The sequence below is a fragment of the Streptomyces sp. NPDC058877 genome (assembly GCF_042742855.1).
GTDB lineage: Bacteria > Actinomycetota > Actinomycetes > Streptomycetales > Streptomycetaceae > Streptomyces.
Window position 1 is genome coordinate 21,280 of record NZ_JBHYMF010000091.1, and the last position, 7,213, is coordinate 28,492.

The 7,213-nt window shown below is 72.2% G+C and carries 7 protein-coding genes; 6 read left to right on the top strand and 1 reads right to left on the bottom strand.

Annotation, left to right across the window (positions count from 1 at the left end; genetic code table 11):
- The first annotated feature begins 161 nt into the window (after positions 1-161).
- Positions 162-1,262 carry a hypothetical protein gene (locus tag ACFW2Y_RS21335; protein ID WP_384881367.1) on the top strand — a complete coding sequence of 367 codons (1,101 nt, stop codon included), beginning with the start codon at positions 162-164 and terminating at the stop codon, positions 1,260-1,262.
- A 130-nt stretch (positions 1,263-1,392) separates the two neighbouring features.
- Positions 1,393-2,484, top strand: coding sequence for a phosphotransferase family protein (locus ACFW2Y_RS21340; RefSeq protein WP_384881369.1), 1,092 nt, complete (start codon positions 1,393-1,395; stop codon positions 2,482-2,484).
- A gap of 7 nt (positions 2,485-2,491) precedes the next feature.
- Here ACFW2Y_RS21340 and ACFW2Y_RS21345 read toward each other — a convergent pair whose 3' ends face one another.
- On the bottom strand, positions 2,492-2,860 hold the full coding sequence (locus tag ACFW2Y_RS21345) for a hypothetical protein (protein ID WP_384881372.1): 369 nt from the start codon (positions 2,858-2,860) through the stop codon (positions 2,492-2,494).
- 225 nt (positions 2,861-3,085) lie between these two features.
- Between ACFW2Y_RS21345 and ACFW2Y_RS21350 the strand changes: the two genes are divergently transcribed.
- From ACFW2Y_RS21350 to fxsA, 4 genes are all read left to right on the top strand, one after another.
- Entirely contained in the window at positions 3,086-3,526 is a 441-nt protein-coding gene (locus ACFW2Y_RS21350) for an Lrp/AsnC family transcriptional regulator (RefSeq protein ID WP_024760806.1), read from the top strand.
- Positions 3,527-3,593: 67 nt separating this feature from the next.
- Entirely contained in the window at positions 3,594-5,228 is a 1,635-nt protein-coding gene (locus tag ACFW2Y_RS21355; protein ID WP_384881376.1) for an amidohydrolase, read from the top strand.
- 433 nt (positions 5,229-5,661) lie between these two features.
- A complete protein-coding gene (locus ACFW2Y_RS21360; RefSeq protein WP_384881379.1) occupies positions 5,662-6,438 on the top strand; it encodes a polyprenol monophosphomannose synthase in 777 nt (258 codons plus the stop codon).
- A 113-nt stretch (positions 6,439-6,551) separates the two neighbouring features.
- On the top strand, positions 6,552-7,142 hold the full coding sequence (gene fxsA / locus ACFW2Y_RS21365) for an FxsA family membrane protein (RefSeq protein ID WP_384881382.1): 591 nt from the start codon (positions 6,552-6,554) through the stop codon (positions 7,140-7,142).
- Positions 7,143-7,213: the final 71 nt, after the last annotated feature.

A 7,213-nucleotide genomic window follows, 5' to 3' on the forward strand; every position in this document is an offset into this window, starting at 1 on the left:
TGTACAGCGTGGTCATGCCCGGACCAACGCGCCCCGGCGCCCCGGAGTCACCGCCGGGCGGATTCGAGCGGCAGTTCACCCGCTACCCGACGCACGCCCCTGGCCCCCTGGAGCAGATCTGACGTACCGTCAGCCCTTACTCGCCGATCAGGAGGTCAGCCGTGGACGACCGGCCCGTCGCGCTCGACGAATACCCCGTGCACCAGGCCCCGCTCTCGATGAAGCACCACGTCAGTGGCGATCGCAACGCCTACGACCGATGCATCTTCCACGTCTTCGACCACGCCGGTCGCGCCCTGCTCATCGTCGGCCTCGGCGTCTACCCCAACACCGGGGTCATGGACGCCTACGCGACCCTGCGCATCGGCGACCGGCTCCATGCCGTGCGCGCCTCGGACGCCCTCGGCGACGACCGTACGGACCTCTCCGTCGGCCCGCTCGCCATCACCGTCGACGAACCGCTCCGACGGCTCTCCCTGCACTGCGCGCCCGACCCCGCCGAGCCGGGCGGACTCTCCTTCGACCTCACCTGGACCGGCGACTTCCCCGCGGTCTGGGAGCCCCACCACACCCAACGCCACGGCGGACGACTCACCCTCGAAGGCCGCCGCTTCGTCCAGGCCGGGAGCTGCACGGGCACCATCGCGGTCGGCGGTCAGGAGTTCGTCGTCACCCCGGGGGAGTGGACCGGCACCCGCGATCGCAGTTGGGGCGTTCGTCCCCTTCCCGGAGAGGAACCCGGCCGTGCCGTCGAGTTCCGCCCCGAGGGCTTCCACTGGCTCTGGGTCCCGATGCGCTTCGACGACCGCTTCCTCATGGTCATCGCCCAGGAGGACGCCGACGGATACCGCACCCTCAACGAAGCGCTGCTCGTCCGCAACGGCCGCCGTGACGTCCAACTCGGCTGGCCCCGCACCGAGATCGCCTACCGTCCCGGCACCCGCCACCCCGAGGGGGCGACCATCCACCTCGCCGACCGGGCCGGGAAGCCCTTGGAGATCGACGTCGAGGTCCTCGCCTCCTCACCGCTCGCCGTCGGCGCCGGCTACCCGCCCGCCACCGACTGGCAGCACGGCGCCTGGCGCGGTCGCGGCTGGACCGACCGGCGCGTCTACGACCTCTCCGACCCCGCTGCGCACGCCGTGGCCGCCTACGGGGTCACCGATCACGCGGCCCGCTTCACCCTCGACGGCCGCACCGGCTACGGCATCTTCGAGCACGGTTCCTTCGGTCGCCACGACCCCAGCGGATTCACCGGCTGAGGGCCGTCCCGTGATCCGGGGAGCGGGTGCGCCGCACCCACCGGGTGCCGGGGCGTGCCCCCGGACCCGGCACCCCGCGGACGAACCGAGACCCGAGACGAGAGGAGCCCCCGTGACGAGAGGAGCCCCCGTGACCAGCGCGCCCCGCCCCCGCACCACCACCCGGGACCCCGAGGAGATCGCCCGCCGGCTCACCGCCTGGCTGGACCGTCGGCTGCCCGGCGCCAGGATCGACGGACTCGCCGTGCCCGGATCCAACGGCATGTCCAGCGAGACCCTGCTCTTCGACCTCGACCACCCGGACGCCCCCGTGCGCGGTTGTGCCCTGCGACTGGCTGCGGACCCCGCTGCGTACAGCGTCTTCCCCGTCTACGACATGGCGCGCCAGCACCGCGTGATGCGTCTGGTCGGCGAGCACACCGACGTCCCCGTGCCGCGGGTGCTGTGGCTGGAGGAGGACCCGGGGCCGCTCGGCGCACCCTTCTTCGTGATGGCCCGCGCCGAGGGTCGCGTACCGCCGGACGTCATGCCCTACACGTACGAGGGGAACTGGCTGCACGCCGCGAGCGACGCCGAGCGGGCCCTCCTGGAAGCCGAGTCCGTCTCGGTCCTGGCCCGCCTGCACGACCAGTTTCCCGCCAGGGAGGCCGAGTTCCTGCTGCCCGGGGGCGTCGGAAGCCCGCTGCGCCGTCATGTCGATGCCCAACGGGACTACTACGCCTGGGTGGTGGAGGGGCTCGCGCCCTCGCCGCTCATCGAGTCGGCCTTCGACTGGCTGGAGGAGCGCTGGCCGGTCGACGAAGGCCCCGCGGTCCTCGGCTGGGGCGACGCGCGCATCGGGAACATCGTCTACGACGGCTTCTCTCCGGTCGCGGTCCTCGACTGGGAGATGGCCGCCTACGTACCGCGGGAGGTCGACCTCGGGTGGACGGTGTACCTGCACCGCTTCTTCCAGGACCTGACCGTCGGCTTCGGCCAACCGGGGCTCCCCGGCTTCCTGCGGCGCGACGCGGTCGAGCGGCGCTACGCGGAACTCACCGGACACGCCCCGCGCGACATGGAGTTCCACACCCTGTACGCCGCCCTGCGGCACGCGATCGTGATGCTGAGGATCGCGTACCGGCAGGTCCGCTTCGGTGAGGTCGAGGTGCCCGACGACCCGGACGGTCTGATCCTGCACCGCGCCGCGCTCGCGGCGATGGTGCGGGGGGACTACTGGTGACGGAAGGTCACGCCGCCTGCCGCATCTGCGGCACCCGGATCGGGCGCGAGCCCGGACCGCCCACGTGGGAGAAGGGTTGCGTGCGCCAGTCGAGCCCCTGGGGGAGCGTCAGGAGGAGGGCGGTGTCCTGCTCCTGGACCCCGAGGGCGTCGTCGGTGGGGCGGGCCTCGGCGGCCGGGAGGCCCGTGCCCCGGCACACCGTCAGGACGAACGGGTTCCACGGCGTCGGGCAGAGCGCGTGCTCCGGCAGTGCGTCCTCGTCCGCGAGCAGCGCGATGGGGCGCGTGCACTCCGGGCAGACGACCCGGAACATCTCAAAGGTGTCATAGGCGTCGAGCTCGTCGGACGTCTCGACCGAATTGACAGGCTCCTGCATTGGGATCTCCCCCTCGACTGGGTCGGCCGGATCTGTGCGGCCTCGACCACAGCAAGCACTTCCCATGCGGAACTCCGCATAACCACGGGGATGCACCCAGGCCCGGACGCAAACCTGTGGCGTTCGTCACACGCCCGTCGCAGGTGCCCCGTGACCGCCCATAGCGGGACGTACAGGTCGCCTCCCGGCCGTGCCCCCGTCCTCCCGGAGCAATAGGGTCACCGCATGGAGGAGCTGGATCGTCAGATCGTGGAGTTGCTCGTCAAGGACGGGCGCATGAGCTACACCGACCTGGGCAAGGCCACGGGCCTGTCCACGTCGGCGGTGCATCAGCGCGTCCGCCGCCTGGAGCAGCGCGGTGTCATCCGCGGCTATGCCGCAGTCGTCGACCCGGAGGCCGTGGGTCTGCCGCTCACCGCCTTCATCTCGGTCAAACCCTTCGACCCCAGCGCCCCCGACGACACCCCCGACCGACTCGCCGACATCCCCGAGATCGAGGCCTGTCACAGCGTCGCGGGCGAGGAGAACTACATCCTCAAGGTCCGGGTCGCCACCCCGCTGGAACTGGAGCACCTGCTCAGCCGCATCCGCTCCCAGGCGGGCGTGTCCAGCCGCACGACGGTCGTCCTGTCCACTCCGTACGAAGCCAGGCCGCCCCGCATCTGAGGCGACCGGGGTCACCAGGGGGGACCTGCCGGACAAACCGGGTCCGGCCAGGTCCTAGCCTGGTGGCATGAGTGAGACCACGTCTGCCGGCGAACACCGCACCGTGCTGTTGCGCGGTGGAGAAGTACACAGCCCCGCCGATCCCTTCGCCACCGCCATGGTGGTGGAGCGCGGTCACGTCGCCTGGGTGGGTTCGGAGGGGGCGGCCGATGCCTTCGCCTCCGGAGTGGACGAGGTGGTCGACCTGGAGGGCGCGCTCGTCACCCCGGCGTTCGTCGACGCCCACGTGCACACCACGGCCACCGGATTCGCCCTCACCGGGCTGGACCTGTCCACTGCTGCTTCGCTCGCCGATGCGGCCGAAATGATCAGGGCCCATGCCGCCGCCCGCCCCGAGGACGGGATCCTCATCGGTCACGGCTGGGACGCTTCCCGCTGGCCCGAGCGACGTGCCCCCAGCCGGGCCGAGCTCGACGAGCTGACCGGCAACCAGCCGCTCTACCTGACCCGGATCGACGTCCACTCCGCCGTCGTCACCACGGCCCTCCTCGACCTGGTGCCCGGCGTCCGGGCCCTGGACGGCTTCCACGACGGCCAGCGCCCGCTCACCGGGGACGCCCACCACGCGGTGCGCGCCGCGGCCTTCGGTGCCGTGTCGCCGCGGCAGCGCACCGAGGCCCAGCGCGCCGCCCGGCACCGGGCCGCCTCCCTCGGCATCGGCACCCTGCACGAGTGCGGCGGTCCCCGGATCTCCTCGGAGGAGGACTTCACCGGGCTCCTGGACCTCGCGCGCGACGAGGCGGGGCCCCGGGTCGTCGGCTACTGGGCGGACCTCGACGTCGAGCGGGCGCGGGCCCTCGGTGCCCTCGGCGCGGCCGGAGACCTCTTCGTCGACGGATCCCTCGGCTCCCACACGGCCTGCCTCCACGAGCCGTACGCCGACCACGCCGATCCCGGCCACACCGGGGCGGCCCACCTGGACGCGACCGCCGTCGCGCTCCATGTCGTCGCCTGCACCGAGGCGGGGCTCCAGGCCGGCTTCCACGCCATCGGGGACGCGGCCGTGACCTCGGTCGTGGAGGGGGTCCGCGCCGCCGCAGAGAAGCTCGGCCTGGCTCGCGTCAGGGCCGCCCGCCACCGCGTCGAGCACGTCGAGATGCTCACCCCCGAGACCATCGCCGCCTTTGCCGAGCTGGGGCTCACCGCCTCCGTCCAGCCCGCCTTCGACGCGCTGTGGGGCGGAGAGGAGGGCATGTACGCCGATCGCCTCGGCGTCGAGCGGGCCCGCACGCTCAACCCGTACGCGGCGTTGTTGCGGGCCGGGGTGCCCCTGGCCTTCGGCTCCGACAGCCCCGTCACCCCGCTCGACCCCTGGGGCACCGTCCGGGCCGCCGCCTTCCACCGCACCCCGGAGCACCGGATTTCCGTCCGGGCCGCCTTCACCGCCCACACGCGGGGCGGTTGGCGGGCCGTGGGTCGGGACGACGCGGGAACGCTGGTTCCCGGTGCGCCCGCCGACTATGCGGTCTGGAGCGCCGAAGAGCTCGTCGTCCAGGCGCCCGACGACCGGGTCGCACGCTGGTCCACGGATCCCCGTTCGGGGACTCCCGGTCTGCCCGACCTGTCGCCCGGCGCGGACCTTCCCGTCTGTCTGCGCACGGTGGTGTACGGACAGACGGTGTTCGTACGACCGAACGAGTGATATGGGGTATTTGGAACCATGATGTACCGCTCCGTACGTTTCTCCCCGACCTGCTGATCTTCCCCTCCGGCCTGGCCTTATGGCGGGTCTTCGCAGGTCGGGCGGGTGTTGACAGCCGCCCTCCGGAGGCGGGTAGGTTCTCCGCGTCCACCACAGGACGTCCGACCGGACGGCATGCCCGCCCCGTAGCCGAACGCCGCCCGCGCCTCGGTCGCGAGGGAAGGTTTCTCCGGCGGAAGGTGCGACCCGGGTGGGGCCCGGACGTTCAGTAGACAACGGCTCTCGGTCGACCCGCAGCCAGCGGTTCCCAGGTCGGACCGAAGGACTCCGGGCCCCGCGCCGCACGCAGACCGTCACACTCGACCCGCCGCGCCGGATCACTCCCGGGACCTCGCTATGGTGGGTCCCTGCGTATGTATCCGAAGGGGCAGTAGTGAACGACGGTGGCCAGAGGCGTTACGGCCCGCTCGGCAAGGTTCTGGTGATCATTCCGACCTACAACGAGGCGGAGAACATCAAGCCGATCGTCGCGCGGGTGCGGGAAGCCGTACCCGAGGCGCACGTTCTCGTCGCCGACGACAACAGCCCCGACGGCACGGGCAAGTTCGCGGACGAGATCGCGTCCGAGGACGACCACGTGCACGTCCTGCACCGCAAGGGCAAGGAAGGGCTCGGTGCCGCGTACCTGGCCGGCTTCCGCTGGGGCATCGAGCACGGGTACGGCGTCCTCGTCGAGATGGACGCCGACGGTTCGCACCAACCCGAAGAGCTTCCGCGCCTGCTCACCGCCCTCAAGGGGGCGGACCTGGTCCTCGGCTCCCGCTGGGTGCCGGGCGGTCGGATCGTGAACTGGCCGAAGTCCCGCGAGTTCATCTCCCGGGGCGGCAGCCTCTACTCGCGCGTGATGCTCGACGTGCCGATCCGCGACGTCACCGGCGGCTACCGCGCCTTCCGCAAGGAGACCCTGGAGGGCCTGGGGCTGGACGACGTGGCCTCGGCGGGCTACTGCTTCCAGGTCGACCTGGCGCGCCGCGCGGTCGCCGCCGGTTTCCATGTCGTCGAGGTGCCGATCACCTTCGTGGAGCGCGAGGTGGGCGACTCGAAGATGAGCCGGGATATCCTGGTCGAGGCGCTGTGGCGGGTCACCGGTTGGGGACTGACGGCCCGTGCGGAGAAGGTCGGCAAGCGGCTCGGCCGCTCGTCCTCCTGACGCGGCCCCTCCTCCCGCCGGCCCGTTCACGGCCCGGCGCGGACCCGACCGGGGAACCGCATCCTGATCTTTCCTTTACGCCGTTCCGGCGGGACGCCAGGCACACTGGGGGCATGACGACCGGCGCACCGCCTTCCCCCGCCCCCAAGCGCTCGCGCGCGCGTACGTTCCTCCCCCTGGGCGTGGCCGCCTGGTTGGTCCTGGAGATCTGGCTGCTCACGGTGGTGGCGAACGCGGCGGGCGGTCTCGTCGTGTTCGCCCTGCTCGTCGGTGGTGCCGCACTCGGTGCCGTCGTCATCAAGAGGGCCGGTCGCCGGGCCTTCCGCAATCTCACCACCACCTTCCAGCAGGCCCAGGCCGCGGCACAGACGGGCGCGATGCCCGAGTCCCCCCGGACCGGTGCGGACGACCGCAACGGCTTCCTGATGCTCGGCGGCCTGTTCCTGATGGTCCCCGGCCTGATCTCGGACGCGGCCGGCCTGCTCCTCCTGGTCCCGCAGGTCCGTTCCTTCCTCGGGCGGTACGCGGAGAAGGCCGTCGAGCGCCGGATGAGCGCCGGTCCTCCCGGCGGCCTCCAGGACGCCTTCCAGCAGGCCCGCATGCGCCGGCCGGACGGAAAGGTGGTCCAGGGCGAGGTGATCCGCGAGGACACGCCCCGGGGGTCCCGTCCGCCCGAAGGGCCCCGTCCGCCCCTGACTCCCTGACGCACCGGGAGCACTAACGCCGCCCGGGAGCACCAACGCCGCGGGGCCCAGCACACGACGTGTGCTGGGCC

Bases quoted from the DNA above. Each gene is read 5' to 3' on its own strand.
- ACFW2Y_RS21345 (WP_384881372.1), bottom strand. From the start codon at position 2,860: ATGCAGGAGCCTGTCAATTCGGTCGAGACGTCCGACGAGCTCGACGCC.
- ACFW2Y_RS21350 (WP_024760806.1), top strand. From the start codon at position 3,086: ATGGAGGAGCTGGATCGTCAGATCGTGGAGTTGCTCGTCAAGGACGGG.
- ACFW2Y_RS21355 (WP_384881376.1), top strand. From the start codon at position 3,594: ATGAGTGAGACCACGTCTGCCGGCGAACACCGCACCGTGCTGTTGCGC.
- fxsA (WP_384881382.1), top strand. From the start codon at position 6,552: ATGACGACCGGCGCACCGCCTTCCCCCGCCCCCAAGCGCTCGCGCGCG.